At 52.8% G+C, this 14230-nt stretch carries 15 protein-coding genes; 3 read left to right on the top strand and 12 right to left on the bottom strand.

The window, feature by feature from the left end:
• Positions 1–34 precede the first annotated feature (34 nt).
• The 9 genes from KGP24_RS05700 to KGP24_RS05740 all read right to left on the bottom strand — a co-directional run bounded on the left by KGP24_RS05700 (position 35) and on the right by KGP24_RS05740 (position 5036).
• A complete protein-coding gene (locus tag KGP24_RS05700) occupies positions 35–247 on the bottom strand; it encodes a peptidase (RefSeq protein WP_072189927.1) in 213 nt (70 codons plus the stop codon).
• Complete coding sequence (locus KGP24_RS05705) at positions 144–581, bottom strand: DUF2570 domain-containing protein (RefSeq protein WP_223562643.1); 438 nt, start codon at positions 579–581, stop codon at positions 144–146. Before KGP24_RS05705 ends, KGP24_RS05700 begins: the two co-directional genes overlap by 104 nt.
• Positions 578–1123 carry a lysozyme gene (locus tag KGP24_RS05710; RefSeq protein WP_223562644.1) on the bottom strand — a complete coding sequence of 182 codons (546 nt, stop codon included), beginning with the start codon at positions 1121–1123 and terminating at the stop codon, positions 578–580. Before KGP24_RS05710 ends, KGP24_RS05705 begins: the two co-directional genes overlap by 4 nt.
• The gene (locus tag KGP24_RS05715; protein ID WP_223562645.1) at positions 1107–1409 is read right to left on the bottom strand and encodes a phage tail protein; all 303 of its coding nucleotides are present in this window, start codon (positions 1407–1409) and stop codon (positions 1107–1109) included. The genes KGP24_RS05710 and KGP24_RS05715 overlap by 17 nt, the downstream gene beginning before the upstream one ends.
• A complete protein-coding gene (locus tag KGP24_RS05720) occupies positions 1400–1600 on the bottom strand; it encodes a tail protein X (RefSeq protein ID WP_045292873.1) in 201 nt (66 codons plus the stop codon). The genes KGP24_RS05715 and KGP24_RS05720 overlap by 10 nt, the downstream gene beginning before the upstream one ends.
• Complete coding sequence (locus KGP24_RS05725; RefSeq protein WP_223562646.1) at positions 1600–2124, bottom strand: head completion/stabilization protein; 525 nt, start codon at positions 2122–2124, stop codon at positions 1600–1602. Before KGP24_RS05725 ends, KGP24_RS05720 begins: the two co-directional genes overlap by 1 nt.
• 98 nt (positions 2125–2222) lie before the next feature.
• Positions 2223–3080, bottom strand: a complete 858-nt coding sequence (gpM, locus tag KGP24_RS05730; protein ID WP_223562647.1) for a phage terminase small subunit — start codon at positions 3078–3080, stop codon at positions 2223–2225.
• 46 nt (positions 3081–3126) lie between these two features.
• Positions 3127–4176 carry a phage major capsid protein, P2 family gene (locus KGP24_RS05735; protein ID WP_223562648.1) on the bottom strand — a complete coding sequence of 350 codons (1050 nt, stop codon included), beginning with the start codon at positions 4174–4176 and terminating at the stop codon, positions 3127–3129.
• 23 nt (positions 4177–4199) lie between these two features.
• Entirely contained in the window at positions 4200–5036 is an 837-nt protein-coding gene (locus tag KGP24_RS05740; RefSeq protein WP_223562649.1) for a GPO family capsid scaffolding protein, read from the bottom strand.
• 159 nt (positions 5037–5195) lie between these two features.
• Between KGP24_RS05740 and KGP24_RS05745 the strand changes: the two genes are divergently transcribed.
• From KGP24_RS05745 to KGP24_RS05755, 3 genes are all read left to right on the top strand, one after another.
• The gene (locus KGP24_RS05745; RefSeq protein ID WP_006117884.1) at positions 5196–6926 is read left to right on the top strand and encodes a terminase family protein; all 1731 of its coding nucleotides are present in this window, start codon (positions 5196–5198) and stop codon (positions 6924–6926) included.
• Positions 6926–7984: a phage portal protein gene (locus KGP24_RS05750; protein ID WP_223562650.1), complete on the top strand. Its 1059-nt coding sequence runs from the start codon at positions 6926–6928 to the stop codon at positions 7982–7984. Before KGP24_RS05745 ends, KGP24_RS05750 begins: the two co-directional genes overlap by 1 nt.
• A 611-nt stretch (positions 7985–8595) precedes the next feature.
• Complete coding sequence (locus KGP24_RS05755) at positions 8596–9099, top strand: DUF4760 domain-containing protein (protein ID WP_223562651.1); 504 nt, start codon at positions 8596–8598, stop codon at positions 9097–9099.
• 252 nt (positions 9100–9351) lie between these two features.
• Here the strand turns inward: KGP24_RS05755 and KGP24_RS05760 are convergent, their stop codons facing one another.
• From KGP24_RS05760 to KGP24_RS05770, 3 genes are all read right to left on the bottom strand, one after another.
• Positions 9352–10842: a hypothetical protein gene (locus tag KGP24_RS05760; protein WP_223562652.1), complete on the bottom strand. Its 1491-nt coding sequence runs from the start codon at positions 10840–10842 to the stop codon at positions 9352–9354.
• Between the two features lie 74 nt (positions 10843–10916).
• Complete coding sequence (locus KGP24_RS05765; RefSeq protein ID WP_223562653.1) at positions 10917–13316, bottom strand: replication endonuclease; 2400 nt, start codon at positions 13314–13316, stop codon at positions 10917–10919.
• Complete coding sequence (locus tag KGP24_RS05770; RefSeq protein WP_223562654.1) at positions 13313–14227, bottom strand: DNA cytosine methyltransferase; 915 nt, start codon at positions 14225–14227, stop codon at positions 13313–13315. Before KGP24_RS05770 ends, KGP24_RS05765 begins: the two co-directional genes overlap by 4 nt.
• Positions 14228–14230 lie beyond the last annotated feature (3 nt).

The raw sequence follows: 14230 nt of genomic DNA on the forward strand, positions 1-14230 counted from the left end.
CAGTAAGGGTGAGCGCTCAGGTAGTCGAATAAGGTCATGGTGTGGCCCTCGCGTGGTCAGTCAGTCTTTTCAGGCGGCGCAGATCGAGATCGGCTATCGCCGCCTTATCGGCGTTGCAGGTATCCAGCGCATCGCGCAGGCGATCACTCCAGATGGCTATTGCGCCCCACGTTACCGGGGCGGTCAGTTCCGGCGCTGGCGTTGCTGCCGTCAGGCTTTCCGGCACCGGTTCGTGCACGATTTTCATTTGCGGCTGCGGCGGTACGGTGTTGCAGGCTGTTACTGACAGAAGCAGGAACAACAGTACTGGCACACGTATCGTCTTTGATGGCATCGCGCATGTTTTCACGTCGTTTTTCTCCCTCGGCGTTTCTTTGCTGTTCGGTTGCCCTCAACTGTGCAAGGACTTCGCGGGCATCAGCAGTCAGCGCCCGCAGCTCATCCAGCACCTCACCATTACTCTTCACCTCGCGGGAAAGTGCTTCATTGCGCACGGAGTCTTTACCGCGCTGATGTGTCTGCCAGAGCAAGCCACAAGAGGCCAGCGCCAGCAGCGCGCATAAAATGGCTGTAATCTTCACTTTCCAGCCTCCACGTCACGCAGGCACCACGCCTTAAAATCCGTTCTACGGTTAACCAGTCCCTGGCTGCGTTTACCGCCGCTGTTTACAAAGTCCGTCAGCCGGTTACACATCGCCTGCCATTCATGCGCCTGCGCCTTCTTCCAGATGGTCGTGCGCTGTTTTCGCTTCTGGCTGTCCGTGAACCACATCAGGCCAGTACACCCCACATTAAGACCAGCATCCGTCATGGCCTCAAAGGCGGACTGTGGCATATACGCGCCTTCAAAATTCTGGTTAATGCAGTTTTCAGCGTGCCGCATATCGTTAATCCAGCGACCGGCGATCTCGCTGTCGCTGTACTCACGCTTTTCAACACGTCCCGTCGAACCAATTCCAACAGTCAGCACGCCAGCCGTGCAGTAGTAGGGCGTATTCCGGCAGTCTTCCCAGCCAGCAATCTTCTGCTGACCTTCAGGCGTTGTGCGCAACGCGCCAGGACTGAGCGTGATACCCAGCGCAACAATGGCCGCAATGGAGCATTTTTTAATAAGCTGTTTCATCTTCCGGCTCATTCTGTTGCAGAAGGTCAAGCGCCCGGCGCTCTGATTCACTCATCTGCCTGTGTTCTGCCTGCTCAAGGATCTGGTTAATCAGTTCGTTGCGACGCTTCTGCCCCCGTTCGATGCGGGCGCGATAGATCCATCCACGGGCACCAAAAACCATCCCGACGAGAAGACCGGCCAGCGCAATCTTTTCGCTTAGTGTCATGACGCCGATACTCGTGACCATTGCTGACATGGTGAATGTCAGCCAGTCATTCAGGCGGTGAAAGAAACTTAATCCCATAGCTGCACCATCTCCTGTGTCGCTTTACGCGCGATTTCCGGCAGCTCAATCTCCTGACCGGCATCAAGAAAAACCTGCTGGCTCAGTCCTGGATTGGCAGATAACACTTTTTCGGTCACGCCCTGCGTGGTGCCGTAGTGACGCCAGCAAAGCAAATCCACCGTATCACCCTGCAATGCCTTCACTTTCATCAGCAAAGCTCCGCATAGAGGCGCGGCGTGTCGCGAATGTCGGCAATACTCCAGCGGGCATCCCGCCAGAGATCATCCCGTTGCAGGTCAAGCGCGGCGGCGTCTTTGTCGCCTTTTGCTGTGGTATCAACGTCGCGATAGCCTTCGAGTACCAGCGCCCTGGCAATCGAATAGACTGCACGCCGGAAGCGGTACACCTTCACGTTTTCACCGTTGATAATCAGCTTTTCCGTATCACCTGACAGCAGGACTGAAGGCACATCTTCCAGCGTGTGAAAACCTGCTTTGACCTGACCGGCACGCCAGTCAAGTAACTGCGCGGTGACATGGGCTACCGCTTCCGTGGTGACGTGCATCAGCCTGGACGTAGTGATACCGCCAGTGATACGCGCGGCCAGACGGAGATCGGCCAGTTTAATCACCGGCCAGAAGTCCCCGGCGCTGACGGTAGTATCACCATCATCAACATCGGGGGTATCACTGCCGGCAGGCAACACGCGCTTATTTGCCACAAGGCTGCTCATGCACTTATCTCCCATAAATCAGGCGGTGGGCGGGTGGTTAAAAGACCGTATACGGGCAGATATCCACCCGCGCCGCCTGTCGGACGGGGCCGAAGTCGTTAATTCTTTTTCTGGCTGGCAGGCTTGCGCTTTGTCGCTTTGCCTGTTGCCGTCTTAGTCGTGGTTTTACGCGCCGTCGCTTTACCTGCTGCGCTGGCGGTGGTGGTCTTTTCAGGAACAGGCTCTGCAGTACCGTCAGTTTTGTCGGTGCTGGCCGTATCGCCTTCACCCGTGCCGCTATCCGCAGACAGCTTCTTAACTTCACGGGCAAGCGTGGCAATCTCTTTTTTCACCCCCGCGTTGGGGTTGCGCGTCAGCGCCTCACGGAACAGCGCCAGCGCTTCCGCTTTGGTCGTGATATCAGTCGCACCACGGCGGGCAAGTGCACGAGCCTTGCACAACTTGGCGCGCACCACATCCGGCATATCACTGTTGGCGACAATCTCCGCCACTTCATCAAGCACTGCGGTACTGGCCGTTAAATCAGCGTCAGCATCAGCAGCGGCAAGCGTCAGCACCGGTTTACTCATTTCTTCGGTCAGGAATGTTGCTGCCGTGCGGTTGAAGTTATCCGGCAGCGTCAGCCCGTGGCGCACCACATAGCGCCCCAGCCTCAACGCAAGCGCATAGTCACGGCAGTCAATCGCCCAGACCATCAGCCTGGTGATGACTTCATCCTGCCGCCCGTTGTCACCGTCGAGCGTGCCTTCAATCCATCCCTCATATTCAGGCAGCATGGATTTTTTCATTTCGGCTTTGGTTTCTTCGGACTGCACGCCGCTAAGGCGGGACAAGTCCATACGCAGGCGATGCAGAATTTGCTCATGCGCAGTGCGCTGGATATCGGATTCTTCATCCGCCTGGCCCCGGCGTTCTGCCATGACCTTCTGAAAATGTCGTTGTGCCGGTGTTAACATCGTCACTTCTCCCCGTAATGGCGGGGGAATTCCCCCGCCGCGTCTGTCACTCGCCAGCCTGTTCGGCCTGGGCGAACTGAATGCCGTCAATGAACGCAACATTGCCGTAGTCTTCAATGACGAAGTCATCGTTTGAAGACTGATACGTTGCGACACGGTTGTATTCCGGCTCTTCTTTTATCGTCCGGCGCAGACCGCCGCGCTGGTAGTACACCGACAGGTTTTTGAACGGCGTAATCAGTACGCCAGTTACAGGGAAGTAAGGCGCGATAAAGGTCGGCATGTTGCCTACGCGCTCCTGCGCAACAATCAGCTGACCGGCCAGCATTTCGGTATTCGGGTTGGTCTGGCTTAAGGCGTTGATGGCCGAAAAATTGCTGGTCGTCAGCAGGTCACCCGCCAGAATCACCACGTTATCCGGGTTATGCTTGTGCCACTCATCCATGAGGCTGTTTTTAGCGTCGTACACCGCAGCACCAAGGTTGCCGTAAGTACCTTTTGCAACAATCTTGTTATCTTCATCGCGTGAGGTGATCGTCACATTAGAAATGACGCGGTGCGGTGCCTCCTTACGGATTTTCTCCAGCCAGCCGATGCCACAATCCTGCAACAGTGGATTAGCGGCGCGGTCAGACGGATCGCTGTACTTCACGCCGTTAAAGCCAATCATGATGCGGTCAAGCGACATCTGGCGGGCCATTGCCTTGCTGATCAGCGGCTGGAACTCCGGCATATGTGCCCACGCATCAAGCTGTTCATAGCTGATGCCGTAGTCATAGTTGACCTTGCGGCACATGTAGTCGAACGGCTCCATTGAGTGATTTGAGCCAGGGTTGCGACGACTGGTGACGCCGTTGTTTACGCCAGCCATCGGGCCTTTACTGCCGATCAGGACTTTCTGGCCGATCTGCTGGTTGACGGGGAACACGTTAATTTTGCTCAGGAAAGAATCGTTTTGCTGTGCAGCCTGTTCCATGCGCTGCTGGCGCGTCGGATCTACAGCAAATTTTGCAGCGATAGCGGAGGTTGAAACGCCGTTTAGCTGTGCCTGCTGGGCTACGTACCGATCAAACAGCTGGCGGGTAGTGTTTTCCATATTCTTTGCTCTCGTTGTTGATATCAGTATTCAGCAAGCTGCGCGTTTGCGCCGCCGTTTGCGGGTTCCCGCTGGCTGAAATTGGCGTCAGTGGCCCCCAGCTTGCTGCTCATGGCGGCAAGGTCGGCGGTCAGCTTCTGGATGGCCTGACTGTCCTGTTCGCGGGCGCGGCTCAGTTCGTTGAAGCTGTCCAGCAGATCGGCATGGGACTGAGCTACGTTCTCCACGGCGTCACGCACCTGGCTGAACTGCTCACCGTCAGATTTACGGCCTTTGCCGATAATCCCCATGACACGCCCGAACCACTGTTTGCCTTCATCGCTGCGCTGCTCAGCCAGTTCGATAATTTCAGCCTCAATGGCATCGGTGAACAGCGGGGCTTCACCCTGCTGATTGTTGAATGACATAACCTGCTGACGCTGCTGCGCGGCAAACTTCAGGCGTTCGGTGCCGAGGCTTGCCGGGGTATCGGTCATCGCCAGCCCCATGACATACGCCTTGCCGTTCAGCGCAAACTGCGGGTGCAGTTCAATGCTGGAATAAATTTTCTTGCCTTCATCTGTCAGCTTCTTCATGCGCTCAGATGGTTCAATTTCGGCGTAAAGCGCTGTGCGTCCGGCGAGCGGGCCTTCACTGATATCTTCAGCACTCAGCGCCGTCACATCACCCATCGCGCCGAAATCACTGCCGGGGAATGGCGAAAGGTAGTGCTCCACGTTGACGCGTGCGCCGTACACGTCCGGGCTGTAGTTTGCTGCTGCATCACGAAGGTGCTCAGGGCGAATTTCACGCCCGTCAACGGTGGCACCAGAGACAGCAACGCGGAATTTCTTACGGGCTGGTTTAGCTGCGCTAGCCATGTCGATAATCCTGTTGAGTGGTTTCTGTACGGCCATGATGGCAGAGCGTAACTTGCTGTCTCAACGAGGTTTTGTTGTCGGAGGAAGGCCAGACCATAAAGGGGGCGATAGCGGGATCGCGCGCGGGGTAATCTTCACTCCATAAACGGTGGAGGGCAGATGATACAGGACGCTTTTGTACGTCAGAGGGCAAAACAACTTTACTGGCAGGGCTACCCGCCAGCGGAGATCGCGCGCCTGATGGGGATTAATCAGAACACAATTTACGCCTGGAAGAAACGCGATGAATGGGATGAAACGCCGCCCGTCCAGCGCGTCAGCCAGTCTATGGATGCCCGCCTCATCCAGCTTACGGACAAGAAAGACAAGACCGGGGGAGACTTCAAGGAGATTGATCTGCTGACCCGGCAACTGAAAAAGCTGTCTGACGGACAACCGGCAGGGGCTGGCGCGGGCAAAAAGCCGCGCAAGCGCAAGCTGAAAAACCACTTCACCGAAGAACAGATCGTCGCGCTGCGGGAGAAAATACTTGATTCCCTTTCGTGGCATCAACGCGGCTGGTACGAGCAACGCCACCACCGAAACCGCATGATACTGAAGTCCCGCCAGATTGGCGCAACCTGGTACTTTGCACGCGAGGCGTTGCTTGATGCGCTGAGAGATGATGTGAAATACCCGTACCAGCGCAACCAGATATTTCTGTCTGCATCCCGCCGTCAGGCTCACCAGTTCAGGGGATTCATTCAGAAAATGGCTGAAGAGGTGGACGTTGAGCTTAAGGGCGGTGACAAAATCGTACTGAGTAACGGCGCAGAGCTGCATTTCCTCGGCACGTCCGCTGCAACGGCGCAGTCATATACGGGCAACCTGAAGTTTGACGAATTCTTCTGGGTCAGCAACTTCACCAACCTGCGAAAGGTTGCGGGGGCGATGGCTACGCTGAAGGGGCTGACGCGTACCTACTTTTCAACGCCGTCAGGTGAGACCCATGAGGCTTATCCGTTCTGGACGGGCGATCGCTGGAATGAGAAACGCCCGAAGGCACAGCGCAAAGCGTTTGATGTGGGCTGGAAAACGCTGAACAGTGGGCTGTTATGCCCGGATAAAACCTGGCGTCAGATTGTCACCCTGAAGGATGTGATAGACCACGGCTGGGAGTATACCGATCTTGAAGAAATTCAGGATGAAAACAGCGAGGATGAATTCCGCAACCTGTACATGTGCGAGTTCGTTCGCGATGGCGAGTCCGCCTTCAACCTTAACGCCCTGATTGGGTGCGGGGCAGATGGTTATGACGAATGGCCGGACTGGAAGCCTTTTGCGTCCAGGCCGATGGGTAATCGTCCGGTCTGGATAGGTTATGACGCCAACGGCAGCAGCGGAAACGGTGACAGCGGCGCGATTTGCGTTGTGGTTCCACCACTTGTGCCGGGAGGTAAATTCCGCACGGTAGAAACGGAACAGGTGCGTGGCCTTGAGTTTGAAGAGCAGGCGAAAGTTATCGAAAATTTCACCTTCAAATACAACGTCCAGCATGTCGGTATAGACGTAACGGGCGGTAACGGTGAGGCCGTTTACCAGATAGTGAAGAAGTTTTTCCCGATGGCAATGCCCTACACCATGTCAATGACGTCAAAGCGCGCCCTGGTGCTGAAAATGCTACAGCTGATCCGCGCCGGGCGATGGGAATATGACCGCAGTGAGCGCGCCCTGATCAACGCCTTTAACTCTGTTCGCAAGGTAAAGACGCCTGGCGGATTCATCACCTATGACACTGACCGCTCGCGCGGCGTCAGCCACGGTGATTTAGCTTGGGCGAATATGCTCGCCATTATTAACGAACCGCTGGGCCAGGAGAGTGGCAGCGGCGGGTTTGCTATGGAGTTCTGATGAAGAAGTGCACCTACAAAAATAAACACACTGCCAACAGTGGCAGTGCCGGACAGCCTGATATCTCTGACGCGCTCAGAAGCGATCCGGCGCTTAGCGCCTTCACGTTTGACGGGCCATATTCAGTAACAGACGGCTATGATCTGCTGGACAGCATGTGTTGCGTCGATAATGGCCGGTACTATGAAACGCCAATTGACTGGAAAGGGCTGACCCGTGCATTCGCACAATCCCCGCTGCATCAGTCGGCGCTTTACTTCAAGCGTAATGTGCTGACCGGGTGCTTTATCCCTCACCCCTTGCTGTCACGTCAGGCCTTCTCTGCGTTTGCACTGGACTGGTTTGTCTTTGGTAATGCCTATCTTGAACGTCGCTCTAACCTCCTTGGCGCTCCGCTCAAACTCCAGCATGTTCCGGCACTGAACACGCGACGCGGGAGCGACCTTAATACCTACTGGTTTATCCGACAGTGGAAAGATGAATATGAGTTCAAAGCGGGCGAGGTCTGCCACATCATGAACCCGGACATTCATCAGGAAATCTACGGTATGCCGGAATACATGGGGGCGCTTCTTTCCGCCAGCCTGTCACATTCCGCCGATAAATTCCGCAAACTCTATTACGACAACGGCTCCCATGCCGGATGTATTCTGTATGTCGGTTCGGAGAAGGTGGATCAGGAAAGCATAAAGGTGGTTCAAAAAACGCTGTCACAGGCCAGAGGGAAAGGCTCCTTCAAAAACGTGCTGATCCACGCGCCGGGTGGCGGCAAAGACGGTGTGCAACTGTTGCCGTTCAGCCAGATATCGGCAAAGGATGAGTTTCTTAACATCAAATCAGCAACGCGCAACGATTTACGCGACGCTCACCGCATCCCGCCGCAACTGATGGGCGCAATGCCGGAAGGCAACGGCTCGCTCGGTGATGTTGAGAAGGCCGCGCGCGTCTTCGCCATCAACGAAATGTTGCCCGTGATGGAAGCCATGAAGGGCGTCAATGACTGGCTCGGTCAGGAAGTGATCCGCTTTAATCCCTACGCTCTGCTCAAAGACGAGTGATCCGCACCACCCGCCGCACATCCTGCGGCGGTTGTCCTTCAGTAATTTTCAATCTTCGCATGACCGGCCAGCACCCGATTACCACCCGGTACGACCTTTAACGCCCCTCACTCAGAGCGCATGAGCGCCATTCTGGCAGGCGCAAACTGCAATCGACTCCGCACACACCCGGAAGCGAGAAAACGCGCTAAGAAGGCGGAAATGGCCGAAGAATGGCATTTAATGGCACCCCCTCCCTGACCCCTGTCGCGTGGGCTGTTCCCCCGTCACCTGCGCGCGACATTTGCTTCGTTTTTTGTGCACTTCCCGATCCTGAGCCAGACCGCGCCGCCACAGGGCGGAAAGGGCATAAACAGCATCAAAAAAATTGTGCAAATTTGTGCGCTATTGTGCAGCTCTAAAAGGCCCATCCATTTGACTACCGATTACCTTTAGGGTAATTTTGTCGTATTACTTCACTAATAAGTGAATCTTCACCAATAAGTGAACTACGAAATGCTTTCAAAGGGGGTTATTATGAGAAAATTGTTTGATGAGTTCGACGGCTTCTAAGCTGAATCTAACCTCTACGAGGCGGGGAACTTACCCCGCCTTTTTTATGGATAAAAAACATGACATTAGACGCCAATACCCTGCAAATTATCAGTAACGCCCTTGTGCTGCTCGGCGTTGTCGTTGCCATCTGGACAATCGTCTATAACGTCCGCACCGCAAAGAAAACGCAAACGGCGAACTTTCTGTTCGAAAGTCGCCAGGATACGCAGTACATAGAATCGCTGCATGTCCTCAAGCAAGTGCATCGTTCAGGAAAATCGTTCCGTGCTTACGTCTTTCCATGCGAAGGCAAAGCGATCACCGAAGAAGAAATGACTGAGCGTCGCAAATTTCAGTACATCCTGAACTTTTACGAAAGGGTTGCCGTGAGCATCCGCGAGGGGATTTATAACGAGCAGATGATCAAACGAACATCGTATACCACCGTGATAGAGACCTACGATATTGCCGAACCACTGATCAAAGCCATCAGGGAGCACATCAAGTCAGAAACTACCTATCAAGAATTTGAATGGCTGGTTAAGCGATGGAAAGCCAAACCGCTTAAGAAGAATAAATAACTATCGGCGTTGAGGAAGCCGCCAGCTAGGCGGCTTCCTCAAACTACCGCGATGAACCGGAAACGATTTAGTTACGAGATGCAGGGGACTAAAACCTGTTTTGATAATATCAATCCTATCTCAGGTCTCAGCGCGTGCCTAAATCGTACTCAGTTATCCCGCTTTTTGCGCAAACCTGCAGCAGGCCCATTCCAATATGGTTAGCTCGAAAACATACAAAAATAGTTTGTGTATTTATAGGAAATTTGCGCATCATTTTTCTTCACCTTTTACTTCCACTGTTTTTTCTTTATCTTGCCCGCGAGATTTGAGGGTTTCCATAACCTCTTTAAATAGCTCAGACTGAATACCTCTCAGCATCTTAGACTCTTCTTTGAACTGATTCTTTTCCAGAGAATCAAGAGGTGGTTGGTGTAATTGTTCCAAAACTGACTTTATATACTCAGTAACACTGTCAGGAGAACTATCCGTCAACTCATTACGGAAACTTACCATTGATAAGGCAAGAACTTTTTTATATGCATAATCTTCAATTATATGTTTTTGCTTAATATACTGGCTTGAGCAAAACCATAGTCCCGCAAGAATTAGCGGAACGATACTTAACCTTGAGAATAGATAGGGTATTTCGCTCGCTGCATCAAAACTCCATAAGGCCCATACGCAAACCCCTACAGCACACGCTAATAGCACACCGCTTGCAATTAACCATTTGCCAACATTTTCTTTTGCTTCTGTGTGCTGCTCTTTAAAAAACTGGCCTAAACTAACAGTCCCGGTTATGTTTAGAATGGAAATCGCTTTTTCTTTTATCTTCTCAAGTTCATTGGCTTTTGCATCAAAATACTCGACTATATTTGATGCACTTCGGTTATTATCCTCTGCGATTTCGACCAGTGCCTTTAACTGCCTTCTAATATCTCCAGATGATTTGTAAAGCTCATCAATTCTTGAATGTACATCTTCAACTTCATCCTTGACTCTATCCATTTCAACAACTTTTTGATCCCAATCGTTTTTAGAGGTGGCTATAGACTCTATTTTCTTATTAACTTTATCAAGTTCAATTTCAAGCTCGCTGAATTTTTCTTCGGCTTGACCATGAATAGCCTCAACCTTATCATAATATTCTTCTATGGATGTCAGGCATTCGTTAGCTTCTTTTTTATACCTCTGAGCATAGTCTAAATTATTAACAAAATCTCCCTTTAAATTTTCTAATGCAACTTGATCTTCCAATAATCGTCTATAGCTATCCCCTCTAGTTTCTGCCCCTTTGAAAGCAAAAACGCGGAGATATGGCTTCAAAACATCCAATTCGTTTGGAATGAGATTGAGTGAAAGTGGAGACCGTGGCCTAAGACGCTTTTCATGCTGAGTTGCAGAAATGTTAGGCATATCGAATATATCATTATTTAGCTGCACATCATCTTTTGTAAGAGTTTTATCACCATTTTCATCTCGTAATTGCCTTTCGCAAGCATCTAAAGCGGAATCAATTCTATGCAAACTATCTTCAATAATTTGAATTTCACTTGCACTATAAAACACAGATAGAGTAAAGCTTTTCTTATTGAAATACTGAATACTCGATTTTAGTAGTGTACTTAAGTCATTCAAAATACCTTTAATGGATTTTCCTTCGTAATTACTAGTCGAATAATCCAAATCAAACCCAGAGGCAATCAGTTCAGTTTGGAGGTTATCTTTTTTTGCTATTATGTTTTTAACTAAAGATTCCATTTATGTTCCTAGCTAATGTAAGTGCATAGTCCTCATCAATCATATGACAACTCACTGAGTAATCAAATACTTTGCTATTCCTCCCGCTTACTCTTATCACATGCTATTTTCCATCTTTGCAAAAGTTTTTGTGTCTGTTTAGATGCCAATAGTCTTTGCAATGGCTGTTTATCTATCCCGGACTCGGCGCGGTTGCGCAATACCAGCCGCCCGTCATGCACAGTGATAATGAGATCGCCGCACGCCACTGACGCACCGTCCATAATCGATCTGACCATTCCGGCGCTAGCATCAACCCCACGCAGCGCCAGCAATTCACTGATCTGCTGTTCTTTCACGGATAGCCGTCCCCGCTCTTCCCGTTCCGGTGGCCGCTTTTTACGCTTACTTCTCACATCGTCACTAAGTCTCTGTGCCAGTTCTCTCTTTTCCTGCCGTGAAAGCCCGTCAAAATTCACCGTCACGCCCTCAGCTGGAACAGTCATTTCCGACTGCCCTGCAGATTCGCTGGCGGCATGTTCAACACCGTCAGCACCTGCCGCAGGATCCCGCGTACAGTTATTGACAGAACTCCGAGGGGCGGCGATGCCGCCTGAAAAACCAACGTCAACGGCCACACCGTCAGCGTTCTGGCGCTTCGGCACGATTTTGTATTGAGTGGTGCGGGTGAAGATCAAAGAGTCATTGCCCGTTATCGGGCAGTAAATACCGGTGATGCGCTGGACGTCATCGCCGTAGGCGTTGCCGTTTTCGGTGGTTTCATAGTTCAGACGAATGCGCAGCTTATCGCGCTCAACCAACGGGCCACCCTGGGCTAATACGTAGTTATCCCACTCGCCAGCATCAGCGGCCTGTCGTGCGGTTTCCAGTTCAGGGTGTAACACCAGTTCGCGATTACCCAGGCGGCGAAGTTCACGATATACCGTGACCGGCGCACCGCCGATCTGCTGAAACTGGCGAATAGACCAGCGCGACGCCCACGCGCTAACGCGGAGTGACATTTCTTTCAGGTCTTCCCCGGTTTCGTCGTCTTTTTCGCCATCCAGCGCGAAGCCGTCGATATTCTTCGAAATGTATTTCGCTATGTAGCCGGTTGCGCTGCCTAAAGCGTCCTCAATCGGCTTAAATTCAAGGCGGTGCTCCCATGCTCCTGGCTCGTTGCCGTCTTCTCTAAGGGCATATTTACGGAAGATATCGCGCGCCTGTTCGACCTTTTCCGGGCGCATGAAAAGAAGTAAGTGCCAGTGCGGCGTTGCATCGTGGTGCGGTTCAACCACGCGGAAGCCAAAAACACGGATCCCTTTTCTCTTCCACGCGGCGCGGGTTCTCGCCCAGACCTTGCAAAGGTATTGCTGCGTCTCGCGAGGTGACGCGCCACAGTATTTATTATTACGACGCCCGTTATGCTGCATAGCGTGATAGCGGGAAGGTGCAGTCAGCGTGTAGAAGTCACCGGCCAGCCCTTCCAGCTTTGCCAGTTCTTCAAATCCGCGCATTCTCGTCATGAGTTCGCGGCGACGGTTGGCTGGATTGGCAACACTGCCGGCGACTTTATCGATCAAAGAAATGCGCTCGCCCGTGTCCTGGTCTTCCAGTTCCATAGCCTTAAGGTATTCACGGTTAGCCTTTTTCTGGGCCAGCCATTCCGTAAGGCACGGGGCGCTGCTATATGGAGAGGATTTTTTCTGGACATATCCCGCTGCGATCATCAAATGCTCACGCCAACGGGCATGGATACGGCGCAGGCGGTTTAACCACCACTGCGGTGACTCAAGACGGAGAACCGCGCGTAACGCGTCCTCCGCTTCAAGTTCTTCATTGCAATATGCTGTCCAACCGGGGATCGGCGTTTTCAAATGCACCGCCAGCGACGCAATACGGCCATAGCCAGAAAGCGCCGCGAACTCAGGATCGCCGGTGCGCGCCAACTGGTGATCGGACTCGCGTATAAACTCGCTCGTAAAGATATCGGCAAGCGTATAAGCCAGTCTTTTTAACTCTTTTTTCCCTGCCCAGAGCATACGGAAAAGCTGATCGCGGATTGGCAGCAGAATGCCGGGCATCACAGTGTCAGGCTGGTAAACACTGTTCACGCCATCAATACGCGTTAATACGTGGCGCTCAAAGGTGTTAAGCAGCCAGTGGTCTGCCGCTTTGCGGTCTTTCGCGTCCAGCGCATCCAGCTTCGCGGCAAAGTGACGGCGGACATACTGCGGAAGAGAAGCCAGACGGCGGCGCAGCAGCTTGCTGCGTTCCGGCTTTTCGTCCTCCGCTACCAGTTCACTGAACGCAATATGCTTGCGGGTGCCGTCCGGCGTGAGATAGTCGAAACCATCCAGCCCCGGCGCTACATCAACGCCAATCGGCTGGTATGGTTTGTTCCCGCCATAAGCGTAAGGGGTAGCATTATCAGTGCTACCCGGATACGGTGGAGGTGGAGAAGGGGCGCGACGGCCACGGGTTGCCGTGGTCATTGCGCGATCTCCATGTAGGCTTTTAAGAAAGTAGCGGCTGCATAGATATTTACGGCGTTTCCGCTGGCGCGTAGTTTTCCCACTCTGGAGGGAACCCCATCAACCAGAGGCTTAAGGCCGGGTTTAACTGGCCTCCACTTTCCATCTCTGCAAAAGAGCCAGTCAGCAGATCCCCAGAATCCGTTAACCGGGCCGGGCCTGCTATCTGCGCTGTCACATCCAGCGTATCCGTTGACAGCTTCCCGTGCCGCATCCTTCCTCCCTGATACCCGCCCTTTCCATCCCTCGCCGCAGGGGTGGGCCAGCCCGCAAGACAAGCAAAGTCCTGTAAGTTCGACTGCCGACCAGCCAGCTTCCTGGCGATCACCTTCTCGGCATCCTGATAAGCGTTCTTCGTATTGCTCGCGGTTGGAGTCGGCCAGCCAGTAAGTACGCTCCCGGATGTGCGGCGCACCGACGCCCGCAGACGGAAACGCCGACGCCCCGAAGGCATAGCCCAAACTTTCCATGTCAGTTTGTACAAGGTCGATCCAGACTTCTGCATCTTTGCTTGAAGACTGTTCGCCAAATATAACGACAGGGCGTTGCTGGCCTGCAAGCCAATGAACGGCGGGCCATAGGTGCCGCTCATCATCAAATTGTTTTCCTTCGCCTGCCTGGCTGAAAGGTTGGCATGGGCAACTTGCTGTCCATATTGGGCGGTCGTCCGGCCATCCTGCAACGCGCAAAGCACGGGGCCAGCCTCCAAAACCTGCAAACAGGTGGACTTGAGAGAATCCTTTAATGTCATTTGGGGTTACATCCTCAACGGAACGAGTATCAACAACGCCGGAAGCGATAAGCCCAGCATCAATGAGGTTGCGCAGGTATTGCGCGGCGAAGGGGTCGATTTCGTTGTAGTAGGCAGTCATAGA

It is taken from the genome of Enterobacter sp. JBIWA008 (assembly GCF_019968765.1).
Taxonomy (GTDB): Bacteria; Pseudomonadota; Gammaproteobacteria; order Enterobacterales; family Enterobacteriaceae; genus Enterobacter.

Coding starts and splice junctions, on each gene's coding strand:
- KGP24_RS05700 (WP_072189927.1), bottom strand. CDS start 247: ATGAAAATCGTGCACGAACCGGTGCCGGAAAGCCTGACGGCAGCAACG.
- KGP24_RS05710 (WP_223562644.1), bottom strand. CDS start 1,123: ATGAAACAGCTTATTAAAAAATGCTCCATTGCGGCCATTGTTGCGCTG.
- KGP24_RS05715 (WP_223562645.1), bottom strand. CDS start 1,409: ATGGGATTAAGTTTCTTTCACCGCCTGAATGACTGGCTGACATTCACC.
- KGP24_RS05720 (WP_045292873.1), bottom strand. CDS start 1,600: ATGAAAGTGAAGGCATTGCAGGGTGATACGGTGGATTTGCTTTGCTGG.
- KGP24_RS05725 (WP_223562646.1), bottom strand. CDS start 2,124: ATGAGCAGCCTTGTGGCAAATAAGCGCGTGTTGCCTGCCGGCAGTGAT.
- gpM (WP_223562647.1), bottom strand. CDS start 3,080: ATGTTAACACCGGCACAACGACATTTTCAGAAGGTCATGGCAGAACGC.
- KGP24_RS05735 (WP_223562648.1), bottom strand. CDS start 4,176: ATGGAAAACACTACCCGCCAGCTGTTTGATCGGTACGTAGCCCAGCAG.
- KGP24_RS05740 (WP_223562649.1), bottom strand. CDS start 5,036: ATGGCTAGCGCAGCTAAACCAGCCCGTAAGAAATTCCGCGTTGCTGTC.
- KGP24_RS05745 (WP_006117884.1), top strand. CDS start 5,196: ATGATACAGGACGCTTTTGTACGTCAGAGGGCAAAACAACTTTACTGG.
- KGP24_RS05750 (WP_223562650.1), top strand. CDS start 6,926: ATGAAGAAGTGCACCTACAAAAATAAACACACTGCCAACAGTGGCAGT.
- KGP24_RS05755 (WP_223562651.1), top strand. CDS start 8,596: ATGACATTAGACGCCAATACCCTGCAAATTATCAGTAACGCCCTTGTG.
- KGP24_RS05760 (WP_223562652.1), bottom strand. CDS start 10,842: ATGGAATCTTTAGTTAAAAACATAATAGCAAAAAAAGATAACCTCCAA.
- KGP24_RS05765 (WP_223562653.1), bottom strand. CDS start 13,316: ATGACCACGGCAACCCGTGGCCGTCGCGCCCCTTCTCCACCTCCACCG.
- KGP24_RS05770 (WP_223562654.1), bottom strand. CDS start 14,227: ATGACTGCCTACTACAACGAAATCGACCCCTTCGCCGCGCAATACCTG.